General features: G+C 73.4%; 20 protein-coding genes. 9 read left to right on the plus strand and 11 right to left on the minus strand.

Going from position 1 to position 24,846, the window contains the following annotated elements:
• Positions 1 to 113: 113 nt before the first annotated feature.
• The 3 genes from ABZ836_RS04460 to ABZ836_RS04470 form a co-directional block, all read right to left on the minus strand.
• Positions 114 to 1,040 carry an oxidoreductase gene (locus tag ABZ836_RS04460; protein ID WP_361139132.1) on the minus strand — a complete coding sequence of 309 codons (927 nt, stop codon included), beginning with the start codon at positions 1,038 to 1,040 and terminating at the stop codon, positions 114 to 116.
• A 196-nt stretch (positions 1,041 to 1,236) separates the two neighbouring features.
• Positions 1,237 to 1,653: a PIN domain nuclease gene (locus ABZ836_RS04465; protein ID WP_356131370.1), complete on the minus strand. Its 417-nt coding sequence runs from the start codon at positions 1,651 to 1,653 to the stop codon at positions 1,237 to 1,239.
• Positions 1,650 to 1,877, minus strand: coding sequence for a type II toxin-antitoxin system VapB family antitoxin (locus tag ABZ836_RS04470; protein ID WP_356131372.1), 228 nt, complete (start codon positions 1,875 to 1,877; stop codon positions 1,650 to 1,652). Before ABZ836_RS04470 ends, ABZ836_RS04465 begins: the two co-directional genes overlap by 4 nt.
• Before the next feature lie 304 nt (positions 1,878 to 2,181).
• Here ABZ836_RS04470 and ABZ836_RS04475 point away from each other — a divergent pair, with 304 nt between their 5' ends.
• Both ABZ836_RS04475 and ABZ836_RS04480 read left to right on the plus strand, forming a co-directional pair.
• Positions 2,182 to 3,339: an alkaline phosphatase PhoX gene (locus ABZ836_RS04475; RefSeq protein ID WP_361139137.1), complete on the plus strand. Its 1,158-nt coding sequence runs from the start codon at positions 2,182 to 2,184 to the stop codon at positions 3,337 to 3,339.
• 170 nt (positions 3,340 to 3,509) lie between these two features.
• On the plus strand, positions 3,510 to 4,313 hold the full coding sequence (locus tag ABZ836_RS04480; RefSeq protein ID WP_361139140.1) for an SAM-dependent methyltransferase: 804 nt from the start codon (positions 3,510 to 3,512) through the stop codon (positions 4,311 to 4,313).
• A 249-nt stretch (positions 4,314 to 4,562) separates the two neighbouring features.
• On the opposite strand, the gene ppdK is transcribed toward ABZ836_RS04480, so the two are convergent.
• A complete protein-coding gene (ppdK, locus tag ABZ836_RS04485) occupies positions 4,563 to 7,256 on the minus strand; it encodes a pyruvate, phosphate dikinase (protein ID WP_361139363.1) in 2,694 nt (897 codons plus the stop codon).
• A gap of 1,014 nt (positions 7,257 to 8,270) precedes the next feature.
• Between ppdK and ABZ836_RS04490 the strand changes: the two genes are divergently transcribed.
• Both ABZ836_RS04490 and ABZ836_RS04495 read left to right on the plus strand, forming a co-directional pair.
• Positions 8,271 to 9,818, plus strand: a complete 1,548-nt coding sequence (locus tag ABZ836_RS04490; RefSeq protein ID WP_361139366.1) for a hypothetical protein — start codon at positions 8,271 to 8,273, stop codon at positions 9,816 to 9,818.
• A gap of 227 nt (positions 9,819 to 10,045) precedes the next feature.
• Entirely contained in the window at positions 10,046 to 11,281 is a 1,236-nt protein-coding gene (locus ABZ836_RS04495; protein ID WP_356131381.1) for a glycoside hydrolase family 6 protein, read from the plus strand.
• A 156-nt stretch (positions 11,282 to 11,437) separates the two neighbouring features.
• Here the strand turns inward: ABZ836_RS04495 and dusB are convergent, their stop codons facing one another.
• A complete protein-coding gene (gene dusB / locus ABZ836_RS04500; RefSeq protein WP_356131383.1) occupies positions 11,438 to 12,589 on the minus strand; it encodes a tRNA dihydrouridine synthase DusB in 1,152 nt (383 codons plus the stop codon).
• A 14-nt stretch (positions 12,590 to 12,603) separates the two neighbouring features.
• A complete protein-coding gene (locus ABZ836_RS04505; RefSeq protein ID WP_361139145.1) occupies positions 12,604 to 13,746 on the minus strand; it encodes an XdhC/CoxI family protein in 1,143 nt (380 codons plus the stop codon).
• Between the two features lie 157 nt (positions 13,747 to 13,903).
• Between ABZ836_RS04505 and ABZ836_RS04510 the strand changes: the two genes are divergently transcribed.
• The 5 genes from ABZ836_RS04510 (at position 13,904) to ABZ836_RS04530 (ending at position 19,979) form a co-directional block, all read left to right on the plus strand.
• Complete coding sequence (locus ABZ836_RS04510; RefSeq protein WP_356131389.1) at positions 13,904 to 14,725, plus strand: FAD binding domain-containing protein; 822 nt, start codon at positions 13,904 to 13,906, stop codon at positions 14,723 to 14,725.
• A complete protein-coding gene (locus tag ABZ836_RS04515; RefSeq protein WP_361139148.1) occupies positions 14,722 to 15,354 on the plus strand; it encodes a (2Fe-2S)-binding protein in 633 nt (210 codons plus the stop codon). Before ABZ836_RS04510 ends, ABZ836_RS04515 begins: the two co-directional genes overlap by 4 nt.
• The gene (locus ABZ836_RS04520) at positions 15,351 to 17,660 is read left to right on the plus strand and encodes a xanthine dehydrogenase family protein molybdopterin-binding subunit (RefSeq protein WP_356131394.1); all 2,310 of its coding nucleotides are present in this window, start codon (positions 15,351 to 15,353) and stop codon (positions 17,658 to 17,660) included. The genes ABZ836_RS04515 and ABZ836_RS04520 overlap by 4 nt, the downstream gene beginning before the upstream one ends.
• Before the next feature lie 289 nt (positions 17,661 to 17,949).
• Positions 17,950 to 19,320: an MFS transporter gene (locus ABZ836_RS04525; RefSeq protein ID WP_356131396.1), complete on the plus strand. Its 1,371-nt coding sequence runs from the start codon at positions 17,950 to 17,952 to the stop codon at positions 19,318 to 19,320.
• A 134-nt stretch (positions 19,321 to 19,454) separates the two neighbouring features.
• Complete coding sequence (locus tag ABZ836_RS04530; RefSeq protein WP_356131399.1) at positions 19,455 to 19,979, plus strand: MarR family transcriptional regulator; 525 nt, start codon at positions 19,455 to 19,457, stop codon at positions 19,977 to 19,979.
• Positions 19,980 to 20,065: 86 nt separating this feature from the next.
• On the opposite strand, the gene ABZ836_RS04535 is transcribed toward ABZ836_RS04530, so the two are convergent.
• The 5 genes from ABZ836_RS04535 to ABZ836_RS04555 all read right to left on the minus strand — a co-directional run bounded on the left by ABZ836_RS04535 (position 20,066) and on the right by ABZ836_RS04555 (position 24,833).
• The gene (locus ABZ836_RS04535; protein ID WP_356131402.1) at positions 20,066 to 21,094 is read right to left on the minus strand and encodes a Rieske 2Fe-2S domain-containing protein; all 1,029 of its coding nucleotides are present in this window, start codon (positions 21,092 to 21,094) and stop codon (positions 20,066 to 20,068) included.
• 14 nt (positions 21,095 to 21,108) lie between these two features.
• The gene (locus ABZ836_RS04540; RefSeq protein ID WP_356131404.1) at positions 21,109 to 21,327 is read right to left on the minus strand and encodes a recombinase-like helix-turn-helix domain-containing protein; all 219 of its coding nucleotides are present in this window, start codon (positions 21,325 to 21,327) and stop codon (positions 21,109 to 21,111) included.
• A 76-nt stretch (positions 21,328 to 21,403) separates the two neighbouring features.
• Positions 21,404 to 22,327, minus strand: a complete 924-nt coding sequence (locus ABZ836_RS04545) for a PDR/VanB family oxidoreductase (RefSeq protein WP_361139369.1) — start codon at positions 22,325 to 22,327, stop codon at positions 21,404 to 21,406.
• Between the two features lie 61 nt (positions 22,328 to 22,388).
• Positions 22,389 to 24,041 (minus strand): thiamine pyrophosphate-binding protein, encoded by a 1,653-nt coding sequence (locus ABZ836_RS04550; protein WP_361139154.1) that lies wholly within the window; start codon positions 24,039 to 24,041, stop codon positions 22,389 to 22,391.
• 21 nt (positions 24,042 to 24,062) lie between these two features.
• On the minus strand, positions 24,063 to 24,833 hold the full coding sequence (locus tag ABZ836_RS04555; protein ID WP_361139157.1) for an SDR family oxidoreductase: 771 nt from the start codon (positions 24,831 to 24,833) through the stop codon (positions 24,063 to 24,065).
• Positions 24,834 to 24,846: the final 13 nt, after the last annotated feature.

Genomic DNA, 24,846 nt, shown 5'->3' on the forward strand with positions numbered 1-24,846 from the left:
ACAGCCGCGCGCCCGCCTTCTCCCGTACCGCCCTTCGCCGCCGATCACGCTCCGGTCCGCGATCCGGTCCGCGATCCGGTCGGCGATCCGGTCGGCGTTCCGTCACGCCGGGCTCAGGGCGCGAGGGCTCCGTAGGAGACCCCCGTCAGCCGCTCCGACTCCTGCCACAGCCGGGCCGAGGCGCGGTCGTCGAGGGTCCACGGGGCGCGCCAGGACGGGGCGGGGGCGCCGCGCCACATGAGGAAGGACGGGCCGGTGAAGGAGTCGGGGCGGACGCCGGGGGCGGTGGCGGCGTACAGGGTGGGGAGGGCGCCCGCCTCGGCGGACTGGGCGACGGCGCGGTCGGCGAGGCGCAGCAGCCGCCGCAGGGTGTGCCGGCCCTCCATGGCGGGACCGGCGGCGGTGAGGTTGGTGGCGGAGTAGCCGGGGTGGGCGGCCGCGGCGACCACGTCGGAGCCGGCCGCGGCGAGGCGGCGGGCCAGCTCGTGGGTGAAGAGCAGGTTGGCGGTCTTGGAGCGCGCGTAGGCGACCCACCGCCGGTAGCCGCGCTCGCTGTTGAGGTCGTGGATGTCCAGGTTGGCCAGCGCGTGCAGGAAACTGGAGACGGTGACGACGCGGGCGCCCGGCGTCGCCAGCAGCCGCGGCAGCAGCAGGCCGGTGAGGGCGAAGTGGCCGAGGTGGTTGACGCCGAACTGCGTCTCGAAGCCGTCGGCGGTGGTGCGGTGGGGCAGCGCCATGACGCCGGCGTTGTTGACCAGCAGGTCGAGCCGGTCGTGCGGCAGGGCGTCGGCGAACGCGCGGACCGAGGAGAGGTCGGCCAGGTCCAGGCGGGCCACCTCCACCCGCGCGGCGGGGACCTCGGCGCGGATCCACCCGGTGGCCTCCTCCCCCTTGGCCACGTCCCGGCAGGCGAGCACCACCTCGGCCCCGCTCCGCGCCAGTTCCAGCGCGGTGACCAGCCCGAGCCCTCCGTTGGCTCCGGTCACGACGGCGACACGGCCGCCCTGGTCGGGGATCTGCGACGCGGTCCAACGGGTCATCGGCGGGCGCCCTCTCACGCTCGAACGGCTCCGGCTCCGGCTCCGGCTCCGGCTCCGGCTTCACTTCCGGCACAGGCACAGGCACAGGCACAGGCGCCGGTTCCGGTTCCGGCACCCCCACCGTACGCATGAGCCCCACCGTACGCGTGAGCCCCCACCGACCCCGTCCCCACCGGAACCGCGCGCCGCGCCGCCCTCAGTCGGCGGTGCCCGGAGCCGCGGCCCACTCGACGGGCTGACCGGTGATCTTGGCGATCGTGTCGTAGTCGCCGTCGTAGTGCAGCACGACGGCACCGTGCCGTTCGGCCACGGCGGCGATCAACAGGTCCGCCATGGACAGGGCCCTGTGGTGGCCCTGGGTGACCGCGGTCCCCTGCACCTCCAGGGCGCGCTCCCAGACCTCGTCGGGCGTGCTGAGCAGGTCGAAGCCCCGCAGCCAGGTGCGCAGGCGGGTCGCCTCGGCGGCATTGCGCGCCGAGTACAGGACCTCCATCTCGACCGCCCCGCAGACGGCCAGCAACCCCCGTTCGTGCAGGGGCTTCACGGTCGCGCGTACGGCAGGCCTGCCGTACCTGGCCAGCGCGGACTTGTCGATGAGGAACCGGGGTGTCATGCGGCGCCCCGCTCGGCCTTCCCCGCCGCTCCGGCGGCGTCGCGGCTGTCGTGGGTGAGGTCGATGTCGCCCCGGTCGAGGGCGTCGAAGAACTCCTGCCGCAGCCGGTACTTCACGGCCTCCTCCATCGCCGCGCGTACTGCCGCCGCCTTGGTCTTCGTCCCGTAGAGGCGCATGGCCTCGGTGACGATGTCGTCGTCCAGATCGATCACAGTACGAGCCATACCGAAAACGATACCGTTCTGACCACCTGATCCGATATCGATTCACCCGACGGGGGACAAGAGCGCGCGACCACCGGAATCTCGGTGAGCACGTCGCCCTCGCTCACCCAGGCCGGGCGCGACCGGGCCCCGCCGGGGGCGCGGGTGGCGCGGGGGGCGCGCGCCACGGGCCGTACATGAGGTGTTCACGACATGTTGGGGCTCGGGGGCGGTGCCGGCTCCTACGCTCCCCTGCGGCACGAGGCAGAACACCCCCGCCGCCGTCCGGCGGCCGGGCAGCGTACCCCTCACCCCTGGAGTGAACGTGGAACGTCGCAACCTCCTGCGCGCCGCCGTTCTCGGCGGCACCGCCGCCGCGTTCGGCGGGACCCTGTGGCGCGGCGCGGCCTACGCCGCCCCCGCACAGCCCGGCACCGGCCCGTACGGCGCCCTCGGCTCCGCGGACGCGAACGGGATCCGGCTGCCCTCCGGCTTCACCAGCCGGGTGATCGCCCGCTCGCGGCAGAAGGTCCCCGGCACCGCCTACACCTGGCACGACGCCCCCGACGGCGGCGCCTGCTACGCGGACGGCGCGGGCTGGATCTACGTCTCCAACTCGGAGATCAGCTCCACGGGCGGCGCGGGCGCGGTGAGGTTCGACTCCTCGGGCGCCGTGACGGACGCGTACCGCATCCTCTCCAACACCAACGTCAACTGCGCGGGCGGCAGGACGCCGTGGAACACCTGGCTGTCCTGCGAGGAGGTGGACCGCGGGTACGTGTACGAGACGGACCCGTGGGGCGTGAAGGCGGCGGTGCGGCGGGACGCGATGGGGCGCTTCAAGCACGAGGCCGCCGCCTGCGACCCGGACCGCCGGGTGATCTACCTGACGGAGGACGTCAGCGACGGCGCGTTCTACCGCTTCCGTCCGACGACCTGGGGCGACCTGTCCTCCGGCACCCTGGAGGTCATGATCGGGTCCTCCGCGACCAGCGGCTCGGTCACCTGGGCCCGGGTGCCGGACCCGTCCGGCGCGACGGCCACCCGCAACCAGGTCTCCGGCACCAAGCGCTTCAACGGCGGCGAGGGCTGCTACTATGCGAACGGCACGTGCTGGTTCACCACCAAGGGCGACAACCGGGTGTGGGCCTACGACGCGGCGGCGTCGACCGTCTCGCTGGCCTACGACGACTCGCTGGTCACCTCCGGGACCGCCCCGCTGACCGGCGTGGACAACGTCACCGGCACCGCCTCGGGCGACCTGTACGTCGCGGAGGACGGCGGGAACATGGAGATCTGCGTGATCACCCCGCAGGGGGTGGTCGCGCCGTTCCTGCGGATCGGGGGCCAGTCCGGCTCGGAGATCACCGGCCCGGCCTTCTCCCCCGACGGCCGCCGCCTCTACTTCTCCAGCCAGCGCGGCACCAGCGGCTCCTCCTCCGGCGGCATCACCTACGAGGTCACGGGCCCCTTCCGCGCCTGACCCGGCCCCCGGCCCCGCCCGCCCGCGAAGCCCCGGGGCCCGGAACCGCACGGCGGTTCCGGGCCCCCGGAACTCGCACGGACAACGGGCCGTTTCCCCTGATGAACCCCAAGTCACGTGCCTACCATGCGCGTTGACAGGAGATCGTTCGCGGGACAGGAGAACAGCGCATGGCCGACACCTTCACCTCCAGCGGGTCGGTACCGGAGATCAACACCTCGGTGCCGCATTCGGCCCGGATGTGGAACTACTGGCTGGGCGGCAAGGACAACTACCCGGTGGACCAGCAGGCCGCCGAGCAGTTCCGGGCGGCGTTCCCGCAGATCGCCGAGAACGCCCGTTCCTTCCGCTCCTTCCTGCGCCGCGGTGTCACCTACCTCGCCGCGGACGCCGGCATCCGCCAGTTCCTCGACGTCGGCACCGGCCTGCCCACCGTCGACAACACCCACGAACTCGCCCAGCGGGTGGCTCCCGAGTGCCGCATCGTCTACGTGGACAACGACCCGCTCGTCCTCACCCACGCCCGGGCCCTGCTCGTCGGCACCCCCGAGGGCGCCACCGACTACCTGCACGCCGACCTGCACGCCCCCGAGGCCGTACTGGACGCGGCACGCCGGACCCTCGACTTCGACAAGCCCGTCGCGGTCGTCCTCAGCGGCATCCTGGGCCACGTCATGGACGACGACCTGGCCCGCGACCTGGTCCGCCGCCTCCTCGCCCCGCTCCCCTCCGGCAGCCACGTCCTCATCTGCGACGGCACCGACACCGACGAGGTGCTCCGCGCCGCCCAGGAGGAGCACAACGACCGGGGCGCGGTCCAGTACCGTCTCCGCAGCCCCGAGGTGTTCGCCTCGCTCTTCGACGGCCTGGAGCTCGTCGACCCCGGGGTCGTCCCCTGCACCCGGTGGCGCCCCGAGCCGGGAGCCCCGGCCCCGCACGTCGACTCGTACGGAGCCGTCGGACGCAAGCCGTAGGGCGCCGCCGTCGGCGCGCGGGCCCGCCGAGCGCCGCACCCGCGCCGGGAAGCCGCACAGGCAGCCGCGCGCAAAGGGAAGAGGCGGCACCCCCGCACATGGGGTGCCGCCTCCGTGGGTCGCCCGGGGCCGTGGTGGCGCCGGCCGGATGAGGGTCACGGAACGTGACCGGCTCCGGCCCCGCGGCGGGACCGGTCCGGCGGGGGCACATCCCCGCCGCACCGGGAGCCGAACCGGAGTGACCGGGGGTCAGCGGAAGTCGCTGCCCTCGGACTCCGTGGCGGCGCGACCCGCCTCCAGGCGCGCCACCGGGATCCGGAACGGCGAGCAGGAGACGTAGTCGAGGCCGACCTCGTGGAAGAAGTGGACCGAGTCCGGGTCGCCGCCGTGCTCGCCGCAGACGCCGAGCTTGATGTCGGGGCGGGTGGCCCGGCCGCGCTCGACGCCGGTGCGGACCAGCTCGCCCACGCCGTCGCGGTCGATGGTCTCGAACGGGCTGACGCCGAAGATGCCCTTCTCCAGGTACTGGGAGAAGAAGGAGGCCTCGACGTCGTCGCGGCTGAAGCCCCAGGTGGTCTGGGTCAGGTCGTTGGTGCCGAAGGAGAAGAACTCCGCGGTCTCGGCGATCTGGCCGGCCGTCACCGCGGCGCGGGGCAGCTCGATCATGGTGCCGATGGCGATGTCGAGCTCGGCGCCGGAGGCCGCCTGGACCTCGCGGATGACCTGCTCGGCCTCCTCGCGGACGATCTCCAGCTCCTGGACGGTGCCGACCAGCGGGATCATGATCTCCGCGTGCGGGTCGCCGCCGGCCGCCCTGCGCTCGGCCGCGGCCTCCGCGATGGCGCGGACCTGCATGATGAACAGGCCGGGGATGACCAGGCCGAGGCGCACGCCGCGCAGGCCCAGCATCGGGTTCTGCTCGTGCAGGCGCTGCACGCAGTGCAGCAGGCGCTGCGAGTCGGAGACGTCCTCGCCCTTGGCCTCGGCGACGGCGATCCGCACCGAGAGCTCGGTGAGGTCGGGCAGGAACTCGTGCAGCGGCGGGTCGATGAGGCGGACGGTGACCGGGAGGCCGTCCATCGCCTCGAAGAGCTCGACGAAGTCGCCCTTCTGCAGCGGCTGGAGCTGCGCGAGGGCCTCCTCCTGCTCCTGCTTGTCCTCGGCCAGGATCAGCCGCTCGACGAGCTCGCGGCGGTCGCCGAGGAACATGTGCTCGGTGCGGCACAGGCCGATGCCCTGGGCGCCGAAGCGGCGGGCGCGGGCGGCGTCCTCGGCGTTGTCGGCGTTGGCGCGGACCTTGAGGCGGCGCTGGCCGTCGGCGAAGGTCATGATCCGGTGGACGGCCTTGACCAGCTCGTCGGCGTCCTCGGCGGCCGGGTCGGCCTTGCCCTCGAAGTACTCGACGACCGGCGACGGCACGACGGGTACCTCGCCGAGGTAGACCTTGCCGCTGGAGCCGTCGATGGAGATCACGTCGCCCTCGGCGACCACGCCGCCGCCGGGCACGGTCATCTTCCGCGCCTTGACGTCGACCTCGAGTTCCTCGGCGCCGCAGACGCAGGTCTTGCCCATGCCCCGGGCGACGACGGCGGCGTGCGAGGTCTTGCCGCCGCGGGAGGTCAGGATGCCCTCGGCGGCGATCATGCCGTCGAGGTCGTCGGGGTTGGTCTCGCGGCGGACCAGGATGACCTTCTCGCCGCGGGCGGCCCACTCGACGGCGGTCCTCGACGAGAAGACGGCCTTGCCGACCGCCGCGCCCGGGGAGGCGGCGATGCCCTTGCCGGCCTGCTCCACCCGGGCGTCGGTGTCGAAGCGGGGGAACATCAGCTGGGCGAGCTGCGCGCCGGTGACGCGCTGCAGCGCCTCGGCCTCGTCGATCAGGCCCTGGTCGACGAGCTGCGTGGCGATGCGGAAGGCGGCGCCGGCGGTGCGCTTGCCGACGCGGGTCTGCAGCATCCAGAGCTTGCCGCGCTCGATGGTGAACTCGATGTCGCAGAGATCGCGGTAGTGGTTCTCCAGCGTCTCCATGATCTCCATGAGCTGGTCGTACGACGTCTTGTCGATCGACTCGAGCTCGGCGAGCGGCACGGTGTTGCGGATGCCGGCCACGACGTCCTCGCCCTGCGCGTTCTGCAGGTAGTCGCCGTACACGCCCTGGTGGCCGGAGGCGGGGTCGCGGGTGAACGCGACGCCGGTGCCGGAGTCGTCGCCGAGGTTGCCGAAGACCATGGAGCAGACGTTGACCGCGGTGCCCAGGTCGCCGGGGATGCGCTCCTGGCGGCGGTAGAGCTTGGCGCGGTCGGTGTTCCAGGAGTCGAAGACCGCCTTGATGGCGAGGTCCATCTGCTCGCGCGGGTCCTGCGGGAAGTCCCGGCCGGCCTCGGCCCGGACAATCTCCTTGAACCGGGCGACGAGCGCCTTCAGGTCGTCCGCGTCGAGGTCGGTGTCGACGGTGACGCCCTTGGCCTTCTTGGCGTCGTCGATGGCGTCCTCGAAGAGGTCGCCCTCCACGCCGAGCACCGTCTTGCCGAACATCTGGATGAGGCGGCGGTAGGAGTCCCAGGCGAACCGCTCGTTTCCGGCCTGGCGGGCGAGGCCCTCGACGGAGGCGTCGGAGAGACCGATGTTGAGGACGGTGTCCATCATGCCCGGCATCGAGAACTTGGCGCCGGAGCGGACCGAGACCAGGAGAGGGTTGTCGGCCTGGCCCAGCTTCTTGCCCATCCGGTCCTCGAGGGCGTCGAGGTGCGCACTCACCTCGTCACGCAGTGCCACGGGCTCCCGGCCGCTCTCCAGGTAGACCTTGCAGGCCTCCGTGGTGATGGTGAAGCCGGGAGGCACCGGAAGACCGAGATTGGTCATCTCCGCGAGGTTCGCACCCTTGCCACCGAGGAGGTCCTTGAGGTCCTTGTTCCCCTCGGTGAAGTCGTAGACGAACTTCACCTTCTCAACGCGCGCACCGGAGTGGTGGGACTCGCTGCGGTCTTTGTTTACCAACACGGTTCTCGACTCCTCGAGGACGCGATGACTGCCCTGACGCCGAGGAACATACCCAGATCCAGGGGGTTCGGGTACGTCGGAGTTGGCGCCGCCGGCCCCCGAAGGGGGTCGGCGGGTTGATCGCCAAGTCAAGACTTGGCAAGCATTCCCGGCATTATGTGTTCAACTCTTGAACGGACACACCCGAAGAGAGCGGGGAGGGTGCTCAGATGAGCGGGGTTGCAGCTCGTCTGAATTTGACCGATGAACGATCATCCGATGGCACCGAGTGCCACGGCTTGATGAAGTGCAGCCAGCGCCATTTCGCTCATCTGAGCGGATGATCTATCAGGGGTGGCGAGAATCACGCCCCGGCGCGGGGGTGGATGTCACCATCCGGACGCCTGGTGGGCATGGGGCGCTGCCTGCACACATGAGCGCGGCACCTTCCCATCTGTCGCCGGGCGCCTCACTCCGACAACCCGCTCGGCGCCCCGCCCGGAGCCTCGGAGGCGAACAGTTCCGGACAGATCTCGGCGACGGGCGGCCCGCACGCGCCCGCGTCCGGCCCGGAGGCGGGGCAGCGCCCGCGCGCCCGCCCGGTCCGCCCGTGCAGGGGCGGTCACGCCGCGCAGTGCGCCGCGTCTCACAGCCCGGCCGGCCGAACCGGGTCGTCGCAGGTCAGCCCCGGCGACGCCACCGCCGGGGGCCGTTCGGGACAACGGGCGGAACACGCGGTCCCTTGTCTTTTGTGAAATGCCGATTACATGATGGTTTCGCGTGCTTAATAGACGTACTTCTTGGCAGGCCTGACGGTATGTGTGGTCCACGTCACGTCTGCCGTTCCATGTGACCCCGTTGGAGAGAACCCCCGTGGACACCCCAGCAGCCGCCACCGACGCCGGCGGCCACGCCCGGCCGACGGAGACCGCGGACCAGCCCGCGGAGCCTGCGGATCCCGTCCACGTCCTGCCCTCCATGGCCGGGGAGCCCTTGGTGGTCCCCGCGCTCCCCGACGTGCCCGAGGTCCCGTCCGCTCCCGGTGTCGCCCACGACCGCATCGCCCACGACCCCGCCACGCTCGCCGGCTCCCTGCACGCCCGGGCCTGCCTGGTCCTGGACGAGAACTGGCAGGGCGCGTCCACCGTGCCGTCCCGCTCGCTCTACCCCCACCAGTGGTCGTGGGACTCCGCGTTCATCGCGATCGGTCTGCGCCACCTCTCCGCGCTGCGCGCCCAGACGGAGCTGCTGACGCTCTTCTCCGCGCAGTGGGACGACGGCCGGATCCCGCACATCGTCTTCAACCCCGCGGTGCCGCACGACGCGTACTTCCCGAGCCCCGACTTCTGGCGCTCCCGGACGGACGGGCGCCCCTCCGGCGCGCCGCCGGTCGTCCAGACCTCGGGCATCGTCCAGCCCCCGGTGCACGCGCTGGCCGTGTGGCTGACGCACCGGGCCGACCCGGGCCTGTCCCGGACCAACGGCTTCCTGCGCCGCGCCTACCCGCACCTGGTGTCCTGGCACAACTACCTGCTGCGCCACCGCGACCTGGGCGGCGGCGGCCTGGTGAGCGTGGTGCACCCCTGGGAGCAGGGCATGGACAACAGCCCCTGCTGGGACCCGCCGCTCTCCCGGGTGACGCCCGCCCCGGCCGGGTCGTTCACCCGCGCGGACCTCGCGCACGGCGCCCCCGAGGACCGGCCCACCGACCTCGACTACGGCCGGTACGTCAAGCTGGCCATGGACTACCGGGACCGCGGCTACGTCGACGGCCGCGGCGAGTTCGCCGTGGAGGATCCGGCGTTCAACGCGCTGCTGATCGCCTCCGAGCACTCCCTGGGCCTGATCGAGGCCGAGCTCGGCATCCGGGCCACGGCCCGTCACGTCCGGGCCGCACGGCTCACCCGGGCCCTGGTCGACCGGCTGTGGAGCCGGGAGCACGGCGCCTTCCTCTGCCGCGACGTCCTCGTCGACGAGCTGATCGAGGAGCACGGCGTCGCCCAGCTGATCCCGCTGATCCTGCCCACCCTGGACGAGGAGGTCGCCGGCGCGCTGGTGGAGACGCTCCGCGGTCCGCGGTTCGGGCTCGGCACCACCACCCGGCTGGTGCCCAGCTACGACCTGACCGGCGCCTGCTTCGACCCGCACCGGTACTGGCGCGGCCCGGCCTGGTTCAACGTCGGCTGGCTGGTGGAGCGCGGCCTGCGGACGCACGGCCGCACCGGACTCGCCGCCGGCCTGCGCGACGCGCTGATCGAGGCGGCGGCCTCCTCGGACTTCGCCGAGTACGTCGACCCGTACACCACCGAGGCCTGCGGCGCCCGGGAGTTCTCCTGGACGGCCGCGCTCACCCTCGACCTCCTGCACCGCTCGGAGGAGGCGTTCGACGACCGGTCCCGCGCCGTCCGCGCGGCCGCGGGCACGGGCGCCGCGGGCACGGACACGGGCACGAGCGCCACCGCCCCCGCCACTGCCGCCGTCCCCGCCGACGCCACCTCCCCCGCCCCCGCCCCCACCGCCGGCTGACGGCCGCCGTCCCCCGGGGGAGTTCGCGACCACCCGTCGCGAACTCCCCCTGCTGCCCGCGGTGTTCGTGGGCCCGGGCAGGCGCCGGAGGGCGGCCAACCGGTCCTGTCCGCTCTCTTGACGCCGACGCGCCGCTCTCGCTTGGATGGCGGGCGCACGACACTGGGAGCGCTCCCACCTCCCTGGCACCTCTCTTCCCGCCCCCACACGATTGCGAGAGCCCATCCGTGCGTCCCCTTCCGAAGGCCCGGTCCCTCCTCGCCGCCGCGGCCGCCGCGGCCGCGCTCGCAGGCCTGTCCGTCACCCCGTCGGCCGCGCAGGGCGAGCCGTCCTCCGGCCACTTACGCACCGCGTCCGCCGCCGAGTCACCGGGGCGCACCCTCGCCCCGGGCACCAAGTTCTACATCGAGGGGAACAGCAAGGCCTTCGCCCAGGCCGTCACCGACCGCAGGGCGGGTGACACGGCGAACGCCAAGCTGATGGACGCGATGGCGTCGTACCCGGTCGCGGAGTGGTTCACCGGCTCCACCACCCTGAAGCAGACGACCGACGCGATGGCCCTGCTGCAGTCCAAGGCCGCGCCGCAGCAGCGGGTCCCGGTCACCGTCGCCTACAACGTGCCGGGGCGCGACTGCTCGCAGTACTCGGGTGGCGGCGCGTCCAACAGCGCGGAGTACGCCGCCTGGGTCGACGCCCTGGCCAAGGGCATCGGCGACCGGAGGACCGTGGTCCTCCTGGAGCCCGACGGGCTCGCCCTCTCCCCCGCCTTCTGCGGCGGCACCGCCGAGCAGCAGACCACCCGGCTCCAGGAGATCAACGACGCCGTCGACCGGCTGGCACAGCAGCCCGGCACGATCGTCTACCTGGACGCGGGCCACAGCTCCTGGCACGCCGTGGGCGAGATGGCCCAGCTCCTCGTCGACGGCGGGATATCCCGGGCGCAGGGCTTCTTCCTCAACGTCTCCAACTACCGCACCGACGGCGAGCTGATCCGCTACGGCACGCAGGTCTCGCAGTGCGTCTGGTACCTGCGGAACACCGAGGGCTCCGCGCCGGACGACTGCCCCAACCAGTGGTGGCCCGCGGCCGACGCGGACGCCTGGTACGCCGCGCACGTGCCGGCCGACGCCGAGCTGACGCACTTCGTGATCGACACCAGCCGCAACGGCAAGGGCCCGTGGACGCCGGCCGTGTCCTACCCGGACCCGCAGGAGTGGTGCAACCCGCCCGGCCGCGGCCTCGGTGTCCGGCCCACCAGCCGGACCGGTGTGCCGCTGCTGGACGCCTACCTGTGGATCAAGGTCCCCGGCGAGTCCGACGGCAGCTGCACCCGCGGCACGGCGGGCCCCGAGGACCCGGAGTACGGGATCGTCGACCCGGCGGCCGGCGCGTGGTGGCCCGACCAGGCGCACGCCCTGGCGGCCGACGCGGTCCCCGCGCTGAGGTTCAACACCGACTGGTAGCCCCACCGCGCGGCGCCCGGTCGCCGGACCGGGCGCCGTTCCGGACCGGGCGCCGCGCGAGGCCGGGTGCCGTGCCGGACCGGACCGGGCGCCGCATGAAGGCCAGGCCCCCCCGCGCGAAGGCCGGGCGCCGTGCCGGCCCGCGGGCGGTCCCCGTCAGCCGCCGGAGGTCTCCAGCTCCGCGTCCGCCGTCACGCCCGAGCAGTCGTAGGGGTCCTCCAGCCAGCCGTCCGGCAGGGCCACCCGGTTGTTGCCGGAGGTGCGGCCGCGCGGGCCGTCGGCGCCGGCGGGCCAGGGCTGGTCGAGGTCCAGTTCGTCCAGCCCGGCGCGCAGGGCGTCCAGCGACGACGTGACCGCCAGGCGCTTGCGCATCTCGGAGCCGACCGCGAACCCCTTGAGGTACCAGGCGACGTGCTTGCGGAAGTCGATCACGCCGCGGGCCTCGTCGCCGATCCACTCGCCGAGCAGCGTGGCGTGCCGGACCATCGCGTCGGCCACCTCGCGCAGGGTGGGCGCGGTGCGCTCCGGGCGGCCCTCGAAGGCGGCGACCAGGTCGGCGAAGAGCCACGGGCGGCCCAGGCAGCCGCGGCCGACGACCACGCCGTCGCAGCCGGTCTCGCGGACCATGCGCAGGGCGTCCTCGGCGCACCAGATGTCGCCGTTGCCCAGCACCGGGATCTCCGGCACGTGCTCCTTGAGGCGCGCAATGGCGTCCCAGTCGGCGGTGCCGCCGTAGTGCTGGGCGGTGGTGCGGCCGTGCAGGGCGATGGCGGTGACGCCCTCCTCGACGGCGATCCGGCCGGCGTCCAGGTAGGTGAGGTGGTCGTCGTCGATGCCCTTGCGCATCTTCATGGTGACCGGCAGCGCCCCGGCCTCGGAGACCGCCTCGCGCAGGATGGACCGGAGCAGGTTCCGCTTGTACGGCAGCGCGGAGCCGCCGCCCTTGCGGGTGACCTTGGGCACCGGGCAGCCGAAGTTCAGGTCGATGTGGTCGGCGAGGTCCTCGTCGACGATCATGCGCACGGCCTTGCCGACGGTGACCGGGTCGACGCCGTACAGCTGGATCGACCGCGGCTTCTCGCTCGCGTCGAAGTGGATCAGCTGCATGGTCTTCTCGTTGCGCTCGACCAGCGCCCGGGTGGTGATCATCTCGCTGACGAACAGGCCCTTGCCGCCGCTGAACTCCCGGCACAGGGTGCGGAAGGGCGCGTTGGTGATGCCGGCCATGGGGGCGAGCACCACGGGCGGCTGGACGGTGTGCGGACCGATCCGCAGGGTCTGCGAGGGGGTCATCACGGGCGTGGACATTCCCCCATTGTCCCTCACCGCCGTCGTGGCCCCGCAAGGCGGTCGGGCGCCGCCCGGTGGATGGGGCCCTCCAGCCCGGTCAGCGGCAGGGCGGTGCCGCCGCGGCGGGTGCGGACGATCTCCGCGGCGATGGACACCGCCGTCTCCTCGGGGGTGACGGCTCCCAGGTCGAGTCCGATCGGTGAGGCCAGTCGCCGCAGCCCCGCCTCGTCGACGCCCGCCTCCCGCAGCCGTTCGGTCCGCTCGGCGGCGGTCCGCCGGCTGCCCATCACGCCGATGTACGCGGCGGGCGTGCGCAGCGCCTCGACCAGCAGCGGGACGTCGAACCGGGGGTCGTGGGTCAGCACGCAGACGACGGTGCGGGCGTCGGTCGGGGTGGAGGCGAGGTATTCCGACGGCCAGGCCCGGACCACCTCGTGGGCCATCGGGAACCGCTCCGGGGTGGCGAAGACCGGCCGGGCGTCGCAGACGGTGACCCGGTAGCCGAGGAAGGCGCCGATCCGGGCGGTGGCCGCCGCGTGGTCGATGGCGCCGAAGACCAGCATCCGCGGGGGTGGGGTGAAGGTCCGCACGAAGACGGTCACCTCCTCGCGCCGCCGCTCGCCGCGGGCCCCGTACCGGCGCAGGGCGTCCCCGCCCTGGGCCAGCAGGGCCCGCGCGTCCTGCTCCACCGCCCGCCGCAGCTCCGGGTCCGCGTCGGGAGCGCCGTCCGGCGGGGCGTCGGGACGCACCGCGAGCTGCGTTCCGTCCGGGGCGCCGTCCACGGTCACCACGGTGGCCAGCGCGACGGCCTCCCCGCGGTCGGCGGCCTCCAGGACGGCCACCAGCGCGGCCCGCTCCGCCTCGCCCCGGTAGGCGCGCACCAGCACCCGCAGGGTGCCGCCGCAGGTCAGGCCCACCGCGAAGGCGTCCTCGTCGGCGACGCCGTAGGTGTGCAGCCGGGGCGTGCCGTCCTCCAGCGCGGCGAGTGCCTCCTCGTGGACCGCCGACTCGACGCATCCTCCGGAGAGGCTTCCGGCGACCGTCCCGTCGGCGCCGACGGCCATCGCGGCCCCCGGCCGCCGTGGGGCGCTGCCCTGCGCGTCGACGAGGAGGGCCACCGCGAAGTCGGTTCCGGCCCGGTGCCAGCGGCGCAGCGGGATCAGCAGGTCGTCCATGCCGAGCGTTTTAACACTTAAGCAGTTTTGAAGACACCCCTTGTGGCCCGCACCGCGGGGGTGTTAGACATCTTCGCAATCGACTGTTCAGGCATTAGATAACTCTGTGTAGCGGTGGCGCTCCTCCGGTCGCCGTGTCGCTGGAGGTCCCTGCCCCATGCTCCTGCTTCCCAACGGCCTGGTCGCGCCGACCCAGCGTTCCCTGGCCCCCTTCGTCCTGCACCGCCCCGGTTCGCTCGACGAGGCGGTGGCCGAGGGGGCGCGGCCCGGCGCGGTCTACGCCCAGGGCTGCAGCGACCTGTTCGCGCGGTTCCGCGAGGGTCTGCGCTGCGACAGCCTGGTCTCCCTGGAACGGGTCGCCGGCCTCACCGGCGCCTCGGCCCGCGACGGCGCCCTGGAGATCGGCGCGGGCGTCGCCCACCACGACGGCGCGCACGACCCGGTCGTCCGCGCGGCGCTGCCGGCCTTCGCCGACGCCTGGGGGCGGATCGCCAACCACCGGATCCGGCAGCGCGCGACCATCGGCGGCAACCTGATGGCCCGCCGCACCCGCTACGAGATGTCGATCATGCTCCAGGCGCTCGGCGCCCGTCTGCGCCTGCGCACCGCCGAGGGCCCGCTGGAGCTGGACCCGGCCGCCCTGTGGGACCGTGCCGAACCGCACGGCGCCCTGCTGACCTCGATCGTCGTGCCGGACACCGGGCGCCTCTGGTTCGGCTACGAGCGGTCCATGCGCCCGCTGGCCACCGCCGCGGTGGCGGTCCGGGGCGAGGAGGTGACGCTGACGGTGGGCTCGGAGTACACCCGCCCGCACACCGTCCGCCTGGCACTCGGCGAGGACCCGGCGCGCGCGGCCGCGACGCTGCCGGACAGCCTCGGCGACGCCGCCGCGAGCGCCGACTACCGCCGCCACCTGGCGGGGGTGCTGCTGCGCCGCTTGCTGAACGCCCGTACCCAGGAGCAGGAGGAGGCCGCGTGAGCACCGCCACCGACCGGAGCGCAGACTTCGACCGCAACGCCCACCCCGACCCGAGCACCGCCACCGACCGGAACGCCCACCCCGACCCGAGCACCGCCACCGACCGGAGCGCCCACCCCGACCCGAGCACCGCCACCGACCGGAGCGCCGTCCACCGCATCACCGTCGACGTCGAGGTCGACGGCCGCCGCCGCCGCGAGGAGATACCCGCGCACACCGTGCTGCTGGACCTGCTGCGCGGGCGGATGGGCAACACGGGCGTCAAGGCCTCCTGCGAGCGCGGCGTCTGCGGCGCGTGCACCACGCTGATCGACGGCGTGCCCACCGCCTCCTGCAGCGTCTTCGCCTTCAGCGTGGACGGCTGCTCGGTGGAGACCGTCGCCGGGCAGTTGGAGGGCGGCGAACCCGGCCCGGTGCAGCGGGCGTTCGCCGAGCGCGGCGGCTTCCAGTGCGGCTACTGCACACCGGGCATGGTGATGCTGACCACCGCGCTGCTGCGCGAGGACCCCGACCCCACCGAGGAGCGGATCCGCGAGTGGATCTCCTCCAACATCTGCCGGTGCACCGGCTACCAGATGATCGTCGACTCGGTCCGCCGGGCCGCCGAGCTGATCCGGGAGGAAGCGTGACCGAGGTTGTCGGCGGGCGGACGGGCGCCTTCGGCTCCACCGCGCCGCGCAAGGACGCGAAGCTCAAGGTCACCGGCGCGGCCCGGTACACCGCGGACGTCACCCTGCCCGGGATGCTGCACGCCAAGGTGCTGCGCAGCCCGCACGCCCACGCGCGGCTGCTCCGGGTGGACGCCGCCCGGGCCCGCGCGGTGCCCGGCGTGCACGCGGTGATCACCCGCGACGACCTGGACGGACTGGACGCCGTCTACGGCTACTTCATCAAGGACCAGCCGGTCGTCGCCACCGACCGGGTGCGCTACGCCGGCGACCCGGTGGCCGCGGTGGCGGCGGAGGACGAGGCGGCGGCGCTCCGGGCGCTGGCGCTGATCGACGTCGAGTACGAGGTGCTGGACGCCGTCCCCGACGTGGAGTCGGCGCTGGCCGGGGGCGCGCCGGAGCTGTTCCCGGGCGACAAGCCGCGCGGCGTCGTGCCCCCGTACGGTGCCGGCGCCTCCGCCGAGCTGTGGCCGCGGCCGAACGTCTGCTACGAGTTCCGGTACGAGACCGGCTCCGAGGACGTCTGGGAGCGCTGCGACCACGTCTTCGAGGACACCTTCGTCTTCTCCCGGATGAACCACTTCCACCTCGAGCCCTTCGTCACCGTGGCCGACGCGCGCGGCGACGGGATCGAGGTGTGGACCTCCACCCAGAACCCGTTCCCGCTGCGCAAGGAGATCGCCCGGGTGTTCCGGGTCGAGGAGTCCTCGGTGCGGGTCAACGTGCCGTTCGTGGGCGGCGGTTTCGGCTCCAAGCACAACTGCAAGACGGAACCGGTGGCGATCCTGCTGTCCCGGCTGACCGGCAGGCCGGTGCGCTACTGCCTGACCACCGAGGAGGGCTTCCTCACGCTCAGCCAGCACGCCGCGGTGATGAAGGTCCGCACCGGGCTGACGGCCGACGGCGTCCTCCTCGCCCGGGAGAGCGAGGTGCTGCTCGACGCGGGGGCGTACACCGACGGCAGTCCGCTGGTCGCCGAGAAGGCCGGGTACCGCATACCGGGGCCCTACCGGTGGGAGCACGTCCGCTCCTCCTGCGCCTGCGTGATGACCTCGACGACGCCGGCCGGGCCGTTCCGCGGCTTCGGCGCGACCCAGGCGACCTGGGCGAGCGAGAGCCAGATCGACATGATCGCCCGGCGGCTCGGCATGGACCCCTACGAGCTGCGGGTGAAGAACCTGCGGGCGCTGGGCGAGCCGTTCATGCCGGGCGAGAGCGGCATCGACAGCGACCTGGTCGAAGGGCTGGACCTGGTCGCCGCGGAGCTCGGGTACCACGGGCGGGACGCGGCGCCGAACCGCGGCATGGGGCTGGCCGTCGGCTTCAAGGACGGCGGCGGCGTCAACAAGCCGGCGCAGGCCCGGGTGAAGATCAACGCCACCGGGCAGGTCATCGTCTCCAGCGGCTCGGTGGAGATCGGCCAGGGCATCTCCACGGCCCTCTGCCTGGTCGCCGCGGAGGTGCTGGGGCTGCCGCCGGAGCGGGTCTCCTACGCCCCGGTCTCCACCGACACCTCGCCCTTCGACCAGGGCACCAACGCCTCCTCGGGCATGACGGTGATGGGCCGGGCGGTGCAGCTCGCCGCCGAGCGGGCCCGCGACCGCGTCCTGGAGTTCGCCGCCGGACGGCTGGACTGCGCCCCGGACGACCTGGAACTCGTCGACTGGGGCGTACGGCTCGGCGACACGGTCCACCCCCTGCCGCCGATGATCGCCGCGGTCTTCGGCGGCACCGGCTTCGAGTTCAGCGGCGACGGCTTCTTCAAGGCGCCCAACTCGCACGACGCCCCGCTGGAGGCGCCCTGCGTCTTCTGGGAGATCGGCTGGGCCGGCGCCGAGGTGGAGGTGGATCCGGAGACCGGGGCGGTGACGGTGCTGAAGCTGGTCGCCTCCGGCGACGTGGGCCGGGCGGCGAACAAGCTGGTGGTCCGCGGTCAGGAGGAGGGCGCCGCGCTGATGGGCTACGGCCAGGCGCTGTTCGAGGAGATGCGCTACGAGGACGGCGTCCTGGTCAACGGCGAGGCCCTCGACTACCGGGTGCCGATGGCCGAGGACCTGCCCGCCTCGTTCGTCTCCGTCTCCCAGGAACAAGGGCACGGGCCCGGGCCGTTCGGCGCCAAGGGGGCCGGTGAGGGCACCATGGTGCCGATCGCCGCCGCCATCGCCAACGCCGTCCAGGACGCCACCGGCGCCCGGGTGACCACCCTGCCGCTGACCCCCGAGCGGGTCTTCCGCGCCCTGCGCGAGGCGGCCCCGGCGGCCGGCTGACCGGCTGACGCCGTTCCGCCTCACGACACCCCGCGCCACCCCACCGGTGGGTGGTCACCGCCTCCGGCCCCGGACGACCCCGGGCCGGAGGCCGCTCCGGGCTGCCCGCGTGCCCGCGCGCCCGCGCGCCCGCGCGCCCGCCGGACGATCCCGGCGGCCGCCCGGCGCCGATGCGAAAGCGTTGCGTTTCCCTGCGGTTAATTCAGGTCCAAATTATTGACCCCTTAGATAACCGGTCCTAGTGTCGCCGCATCCCTGCTGACTCCCGCTTGTTCGCGGAAGGATTCCCATGACGACCGTGGCAACGAAAGAAGCGGTGGGCGCCGGCTCCATCGCCGCGAGGCTGGAGCGGCTGCCGCACTCCCGCTGGCACGTCAAGGTCCGATTCCTGATCGGCGCCGTCACCTTCTTCGAGGCGTTCGACCAGCTGCTCGCCGCCTCCGCCCTGCCCGTCCTGACCGAGCACTGGAACCTGTCCACCGCCCAGGCCACCTTCGCCGTCACGGCCGCCTCCGTGGGCATGCTGCTGGGCGCGTTCGTCGCCGGCTGGCTCGGTGACCGCATCGGCCGGGTGCGCACGGTCGCCCTCGGCGTGTTCCTCACCGGCCTCGCCAGCATCGCGGTGGCGGCCTCCCCCAACATCGAGATGTTCGCCCTGTTCCGCTTCCTCCAGGGCATCGGCATCGGCGGCGTGGTCCCGATCGCGGCCACCTACATCAACGAGATCGCCCGCTCCGACAGTCGCGGCAAGCTGGTCCTGCTCTACGAGCTGATCTTCCCGGCCGGCCTCTCCGCGGCCTCGCTGACCGCCGTGTGGGTGGTGCCCAACCTGGGTTGGCAGGCGATGTTCCTGATCGGCGGCCTGCCGGTGCTGCTGGCGCTGGTCCTGGTCCGCAAGGTGCCGGAGTCGCCGCGCTGGCTGGCCTCCCAGGGCCGTCTGGAGGAGGCCGACGCGGTCCTCTCCCGGATCGAGGAGGAGGTCGCCGTCGCGACCGGTGAGCCGCTGCCGAAGCCCGGTCCGGACGTCGCCGCCGAGGAGTCCCGGGGCCGGCTCCGGGAGATCTTCCAGGGCCGCTACCTGCGCCGCACCGCCATCCTGTCGACCATGTGGTTCGTCGCCTACTACGTCAACCACGGCATCTCGACCTGGCTGCCGTCGCTGTACACCAAGCAGTTCGGCCTGGACCTCACCACGGCGCTGGTCTACTCGCTGCTCAGCAACGCCACCGGCCTGATCGGCACGCTGATCGCCGCCCTGGTGGTCGACCGCATCGGCCGCAAGCCGCTGCTGCTGACCGCGCTGATCGGCACGGCGGCGGCGCTGGCCGGTCTGGCGGTGGCGGGCGCCACCTCCAGCGGGCAGGTCGCGCTGTTCGCCTCCTGCACCACCTTCTTCATCTTCGTGATCAACGCCTCGCTGTACCTGTACTCGCCGGAGCTGTACCCGACGCGCAACCGCGCCAAGGGCGCCGCGTTCGGCGGCGTCTGGAACCGCCTGGGCGTGATCCTCGGACCGGTCGCGGTCGGCGCGATCATCGCCTCCGGGGCGGACCTGCGCATGGTCTTCGTCCAGCTCGCGGTGGTGGCCGGCGTGGGCGCGATCGTCGCCTGCTTCGCGGTGGAGACCAAGGGGAAGACCCTGGAGGAGCTCAACGCCTGAGCCGTCCCACGGCGCGCGAAGGGCCGGACGTCCCGTTGCCGGGACCGTCCGGCCCTTCGCGCGCCCGATGCGTACCCGGCGGGTCCGTTAAGGGAGTAGTTTTTCACCGGTAAGAAGACCGGGAGGAGATCGCTGTGGCCGGCAGGGTTCACGGGACCGACGCGGACGCCGTGTCGCGCATCATCGAGGAGTGGCACCGCGAACGGCCGGACCTCGACCCGTCGCCGATCGAGGTGCTGGGGCGGCTGCACCGCTCCTTCCTGCTCTACCAGGCGCAGACGAACCGGCCGGTGGCCGCGGCGGGGCTGTCGCTGGCGGGCTTCGACGTGCTGGCCGCGCTCCGGCGCTCGGGGGAGCCGTACCGGCTCACCGCCGGGGAGCTGGCGGCCACCAGCCTGGTCTCCTCGGCGGGCGTCACGCTCCGGCTGGACCGGCTGGAGGGCGAGGGCCTGATCGTCCGCGAGCGGGACACCAAGGACCGCCGCGTGGTGCACTGCCGGCTCACCCCGGCGGGCCTGCAGCTCATCGACCGCCTCTTCGCCGAACACCTCGACAACGAGCGGCGCATGCTCGCGGCGCTCAAGCCCAAGGAGCGCACCCAGCTCGCCGCCCTCCTCCAGAAGCTGGAACGCTCCCTGGCCGACGCCCAGGACCACTGACCGGCACCCTCGGCCCCCGCCCAACGCCGCGGCCCCCGCAACCGCCGAGAGGCGGTTCCGGGGGCCGGGGAGGGTTCAGGCCGGGCTCAGGCCGGGTTGAGGAGGGCTTCGGCCTGGCGGGCGGCCTCGGCGCGGTAGAGGCGCCGGATCCGCACCACGCCCAGGTCGTGCTGGTACAGGTTCTCCCCCACGTCTCCGTCGGCCGGCATGCCCTCCAGCATCACCCGGTCCTGCTCCAGCACCTCGTGGTGGCGGGCCTCGAGGGTCGTCCGGTACAGGAAGCGCCAGGAGTCGCGCTCCCAGCCCTGGACCGTGCGGGTCCGCCAGTGGAAGACCGCGCACTCGGTGTCGGTGACCGGCACGACCATGCCGACGATGCCGAAGGCGCCGCCCGGCCCGGCGTAGGGCTGGTAGGGGATCTCCAGGTCGACCCAGTCGACACCGGTGCGGCCGAACTCGACCCAGTCGAAGTTCACGCCGACCTGGTCGGTCTTCTCGAAGAAGAAGCCGCGGCCGGTCTCCCGGATGCGGAACCGGGCCGACTTCGCGCCGCCCGACATGGAGTGCGAGTGGCCGTGGAGGAAGGCGCCGTGCATCGGGTCGAGGACGTTGTCGACGTAGAAGCGCCACGGGGCGCCCCACTCGGCGTAGTTGAGGAAGTGCGCGGTCTGCGGGTCGGCGAGCCGGTCGGGCAGGACCAGCTCCGGCGGCTCGGGGTGCTGCTCGTCGCCCCAGTAGGCGAAGATCGCCCCGCAGTGCTCCTGGACCGGCAGCGAGCGCACGAGCTGCTTGCCCTCCAGGTTGCAGCCGGGCAGGCCGGGCACGGAGACCACGGTGCCGGAGCCGTCCACCTGCACCCCGTGGTAGAGGCAGGCCACCCGGTCGCCGAGGTGCTGGCCGAGCGAGAGCGGCGCGCTGCGGTGCGGGCAGCGGTCGGCGATCATGTGGAGCTCGCCGGAGGGGCGGCGGAACAGCAGCCAGGGCTCGTTCCAGCGGGTCACCCGCCGCATCGAGCCGGCGGCCACGTGGTGGGACGGCAGGATCGGGTACCACTGGTTGCGCAGGCCGGTCGCGTGGATCCGCTCGGCCAGTTCCTCGACAGTCGCGGTCGGCATCGTCGGCATGGTCGTCACGCTCCCAGGCGCTTCATCTCGGCCTGGAACGACTCCTCGGTCCAGGGCTGTCCGTCCGGCGGGTACACGCTGCTGCGGTTGAGGCCCTCCACCACGTCGGCGAGGCCGTGGCCGTGGCGGGCGTAGACCTCTTCGAGGGCGCCTGCCAGCTTGAGCTCGTACGCGGTGGGCTCGTGGGTGCGGGTCTGGTGCACCACGACATAACGGGTCGTCATGGGTAACTCCGGTGAACGGGGCGGAAGTCGGGGGGTCCAAGCAGGTTCGGGCGGGGTCACGCGGGGTCGCGCGGAGTCAGAGGTCCAGCACCAGGCGGGCGGAGGCGCACCGGGAGACGCAGATCATCATCGAGCCGCCGGCGGCCTGCTCGTCGGAGCTGAGCAGCATGTCCCGGTGGTCGGGCCTGCCGTCGAGGACGCGGGTCTCGCAGGTGCCGCAGATGCCGTCGCGGCAGGAGGTCTCCACGGCGACGCCGGCCTTCTCCAGGGCGTCGACGATCGACTCGTCGGCGCCCACCGGGACGGTGACGCCGCTGCGGGCGCAGCTGACCTCGAAGGAGTTCTCGCCGCCCTCCGGCGCGGGCGCCTTCACCGCGGCGAACCGCTCCAGGCGCAGCCGGTCGCGCAGGCCGCGTTCCTCGCAGGCGGCCTCGATCGCGGCGAGCAGCGGTTCGGGGCCGCAGCAGTAGACGAGGGTGTCCGGGCCGGCCTCGGCGAGGATGGCCGGCAGGTCGAGGTGGCCGTGCTCGTCCTGCGGGTGGAGGGTCACCGTGCCGCCGCGGGCGGCGAGTTGGGCGAGTTCGGCGCCGAAGGCCATGGAGGCCCGCGACCGCCCGCCGTGCCAGAGCTTCCACTTCCGCCCGCGGGCCGCGGCCTCGCGGGCCTGGGCGAGGACCGGGGTGATGCCGATGCCGCCGGCCACGAAGAGGTACGCGGGGGCGTCGTCCAGGGCGAAGTGGTTGCGCGGGCCCTTGACGGTGACCGTCTGCCCGGGGCGCAGCGCGGCGTGCACGTGGGACGAGCCGCCGCGCGAGGACGGTTCCCTGAGCACGCCGATCCGGTAGCGGCCGGTGTCGGCGGGGTCGCCGCAGAGGCTGTACTGGCGGATCAGGCCGCCCAGGTGGACGTCGATGTGGGCGCCGGGGGTCCAGGCCGGGAGGGGCTTGCCCTCGGGGTGGACCAGGTCGACCGACAGCACGTCGTCGGCCTCCCAGGTCATCCGGTGCACCAGAAGGTCGATCCGTGTCTCCTGCGGGGTGGCGTTCACGGCCGTCCTCCTTCTACTGGTTCTGGCCGGGGATGGAGACCGGCGGGGTGAACGGGTTCTTCATCGGGCCGAGGGCCGTGAGGTCGACCTCGACCAGGGTGGGGCCGGCGCTGTCGACGGCCTCCTTGATCACCGGCCCGGCGTCGGCCTCGGAGGCGATCCGGGCGTAGGGCAGCCCGGCGGCGCGGGCCAGCAGCCCGAAGTCGGGGGTGGCGAGGTCGACGCCGGAGCGGCGGTCGAAGTGCGCGTCCTGCATGTTGCGGAGCACGCCGTACCCGCCGTCGTTGAAGACGATCAGGGTGAGGCGGGGCCTCTCCTGCGCCAGGGTGAGGAGTTCGCCGAGGTGCACGGCGAGGCCGCCGTCGCCGGCGATGACCACGGTGGGCCGCTCGGGGTGGGCGAGGGCGGCGCCGATGCCCATGCCGAGGCCCTGGCCGATGCCGCCGCCGCGCGGGAAGACGTTGTCGCGCGGGTCGTGGATCGGCAGCAGGCGGTTGCCCCAGCTGGACGACGGGATGGTGACGTCGCGGGCGATCACGGCGCGGCGCGGCAGGGCGGCGGTGAGCGCGTCGAGGATCGCGGCCTGCGGGCCGATGCCGTCGCGGAGGGCGGCCCGGGCGCTCTCCCGGGCCTCGCGGACCCGTTCGCCCCAGCCGGGTTCGGTGTTCCGGTCCCGGCCGGCGAGGCGTTCGGCGAGGGCGCCCAGCACCTGGGCGGCGTCGCCGTGCAGGGCGTGCGCGGCGGGGTAGGTCCGGCCGAGGGCGGCGGGGTCGATGTCGATCTGGACGTGCGCCTCGGGGATCCGGAGGCGGTAGTCGGAGGTCTCGTTGGAGCGGAAGTGGGTGCCGACGGTGAGGAGGACGTCCGCCTCGTCGAGCAGGGCGCGCCCGGTGGGGCCGGAGGCGAAGTTCCCGACGACCCTGGGGTCGTCCTCGGGAACGGCGCCGCGTCCGGAGTTGGAGGTGAGCAGGCCCGCCCCCAGGGTGTCCAGGATCGCGGAGAGCTCGGCCCCCGCACGGGCCGCCCCTCCTCCGGCCCACACCAGGGGACGACGCGCGGTGGCCAGCAGGGCCGCGGCGGCGTCGAGTCGGGCGGCGGACGGCACCGGGGCGGTCTTCGCTCCGGTGAGGACGCCGTCCTGGTCCGCCGGGGTCTGGGGGGCGTACTGCAGGTCGATGGGCCACTCGACGCTGGCGGGGCCGCCGGGCGCGGCGAGCGCGGCGGCCGCGGCCTCGCGCAGGATCCGGCCGGCGTCGGCGGCGTCGGTGACGGTGGCGGCGTACGCCGAGACCGCGGTCAGCATGCCGAGCTGGTCCTTGGTCTCGTGGATGAAGCCGCGGCCCTGGCCGAGGTACTCGCTGTCGATCTGGCCGGTGACGTGGAGGACCGAGGCGCCGGCGGAGAGGGCCTCGATCAGCGAGCCGGCCGCGTTGCCCGCGCCGGTGCCGGTGGAGGTGAGCGCGCAGCCGAGGGTGCCGCGGGCCCGGCCGTAGGCGTCGGCGGCGTTGACGGCGCTCGCCTCGTGCCGCACGGGCACGAACCTGAGGTCGCGGTCGACGGCCTCGACCAGCGGCAGGTTGTGCACGCTGACGATGCCGAAGACGGTGTCGACGCCCAGCGCGCGGAGCGTGGCGACCAGCAGGTCGCCGCCGTTGGGGGTGGTCATGGTGGGCTCCTGGGAGGGTGCTCAGGCGGCGTGGCTGATGCCGCCGCAGACGTCGACGCTGATGCCGGTGATGTAGGAGGCGCGCGGGGAGAGCAGTCCGGTGACGGCGTAGGCGACCTCCTCGGCGCGGCCGAGGCGGCCGAGCGCGATGCCCCGGTCGGCGGCGAGGGAGGACTGCCACTCGTCGTACGTCCGGTCCGTCCCGGAGGCCGTGTACCGGCGTTCCCACTGGCCGGTGTCGATCAGGCCGAGGCAGACCGAGTTGACCCGGACGCCGTCGGGGGCGAGTTCCCGGGAGAGCGACTTGGAGAGGTTGAGGATGCCGGCGCGGGCGGCGCTGGTGGTGATCAGGCGCGGCGAGGGCTCCTTGGCCAGCACCGCGTTGATGTTGACGACGGCGGCCGCGTCGGAGCGCCGCAGCAGGGGCAGCGCCGCCTTGAGCGGGTTGAGGACGCCGTCGAACTTGAGCTCCAGCTCGTCGCGCCAGTCCTCGGTGGTGCACTCGGCGAACGGCTTCATCCGGGACTGCCCGGCGTTGTTGACGAGGCCGTCCAGTCCGCCGAAGCGTTCCCGCACGCCGTCGACCATGCGGGTGACGGCGTCGGCGTCGCGGACGTCGCAGACGGCGGTGTGGAGGCGTGCGTGGGCGCCGATCCGCTCCAGGGCCTCGGCCCGCCGGCCGCAGGTGGCGACCTGGGCGCCCTCGTCGAGCAGCATCCGGACGGTGGCGAGGCCGACGCCGGAGCTTCCGCCGGTGACCAGCACCGTGCGGCCGGTGAGTCCGAGATCCATCGTGCTGTCTCCT

Origin of the sequence: Streptomyces sp. NPDC047130 (genome assembly GCF_040643475.1) — a bacterium.
GTDB lineage: Bacteria > Actinomycetota > Actinomycetes > Streptomycetales > Streptomycetaceae > Streptomyces.